This is a genomic window from Stieleria sp., from assembly GCF_041595215.1.
Taxonomy (GTDB): domain Bacteria; phylum Planctomycetota; class Planctomycetia; order Pirellulales; family Pirellulaceae; genus Stieleria; species Stieleria magnilauensis.
In genome coordinates this window covers 1-1,886 of sequence record NZ_JBFHKV010001372.1, presented here as the reverse complement: position 1 = coordinate 1,886, position 1,886 = coordinate 1, and the positions used below count along the sequence as shown (strand labels likewise).

Annotated in this window: 1 protein-coding gene; it reads right to left on the bottom strand. The window is 58.8% G+C overall.

Annotated elements, in window-relative coordinates:
* Positions 1-70: 70 nt before the first annotated feature.
* The coding region (locus ABX749_RS31390; protein ID WP_372899501.1) for a protein-disulfide reductase DsbD domain-containing protein at positions 71-1,886 on the bottom strand (1,816 nt) is incomplete at its 5' end.

Below are 1,886 nucleotides of genomic sequence, written 5' to 3'. Positions count from 1 at the left end.
TGGCGTTGGTCGCTAGCCCGCTGCCCTAAGGGCATGCATCTCCATAACCTGGGGCAAGCAAGCCGAGCATTTAGTCCCTGCGAACCTCCAACCCCAACTCAAACGTCGTTTTCTCCGGCTCCAAACACCTCGAGTCGTCACACGCTTGCGAATCGACGACCACGGTGAGCGTGGCCGCTTTAGCCTTCGCGCCTTCATCGATCGTGACGGGAATTTCGAAGCTGATGTTTCCCGCGTAGGTGTTGAGTTTGGTTTTCAGGATCGGATCGACGCGCGACTCCGGTTTCGGGGCGATGACCTTGCCGATCGTGATCGCGGCATCGCTTTGGACGGAGACCTTTGTTGGAATCAAAAACTCCGCACCGGGATTCGCCGCGTAGAGATGCCAACCTTCGTCGATGTCCAGCGTCACCGTTACCGTCAGCGCCTCACCGGGTCGAACCTGAGACTTGGACAAACCGACCGTGAACGTGATCGGATCGACTCGCTTGGTACGTTCGCCGTTAGCAGCTTCAGCGGTGACCGCGGAGGCGGTGGCCAGATAGCGAGACACTCCGATCAGCAGGTGCTCGGTCGTGTGCGGCTGCTTGGCCATCACACCGGAAAAGGACTGCAGGGTTCTTGCCGCGGATTCGCGGTACTTATCCTGGCCGGTCAACTCGGCCAGATCGATCAGCAACTGCGCCGCGATGCCGTTGGCGTTGGGCATGTTGCCGCCACCGCCAAGGTTTTTGGAACGCACGATCAAGGCTTCGTGCGAGTCTCCGGTGAAAAAGAACCCGCCATCGGCGTCGTCTTCAAATTCACCGAGCATGAAATCAGCCAGCCCGGTCGCTTCGTCGAGCCATCGCCGTTGATCGGTCGCCGCGTGCAGTTCCAACAGTGCCTTGCAAAAGTAGACGTAGTCGTCCAGATAGCCGGGCAACTTGGCCGTTCCGCTGCGGTACGTGCGGAGCAACTTTCCATCGCGAACCATCGATTCGAGAATGAAGTCGGCTGCCGCGGCGGCGGATTCGATGTATTTCGGTTCGTCCAAAACTCGACCGGCGTGTGCCAATGCGTCGATCATCAATCCGTTCCAGCTGGTCAGAATCTTATCGTCCTTGTGCGGCTGGGGCCAAGTCAGCCGATCGCGCAACAGCATTTCCTCAATCGCTTCCATTCGATCGATCAAGCCTTGCTTGCCTAGCGGATGCGATTGGGCGATCGCTTCGAGAGGCTGCTTCAGGTGGGGGATGTTTTCGCCGGTCTTGTGTCCGGTCGACTCCTCCAAGAAGTTCCCTTCGGGGACGATGTTGTAGACTTGCGAAAACAGTGCCGCGTCTTCTTCACCGAGCACTTCTTTGATCTTTTCCGCGGTCCAGACATACGCTTCGCCTTCCTTTCCGACTTCACCTGAATCGAGCGCGCTGTAAAACGCTCCTTCGGGCGATGTCATTTCACGCCGCACCCAACGATCGATGTCTTCGACGGCGTCACGGTAGCGCTCGTCGCCGGTGATTTGATAACCGTCGGCGTAGAGACGCATCAGTTGTGCGTTGTCGTAGAGCATTTTTTCGAAGTGCGGCAGCAGCCAATCGGAATCGGTCGCGTAACGGTGAAAGCCGCCGCCGAGGTGATCGTGCATGCCGCCGAGCCACATCGCATCGAGTGTCTTGGTAATCGGCTCAAGCAGCGACTTGTCACCGCTGCGCCGGTATTGGTCGATCAGCAAGGCCAACGTGCCGTGGGGAGGAAATTTTGGTGCTCCGCCGAATCCGCCGTTTTGAGCATCGAACTGTCCGACCAGTTTCGCGCAGGCCTGGTCCACCAGTTCGAACGACAGTGGAACCGCTTGGATGGCCGCGGTGGTGCTGGACCGCTTCGCCGCGTCGGCCAGCGCGTCG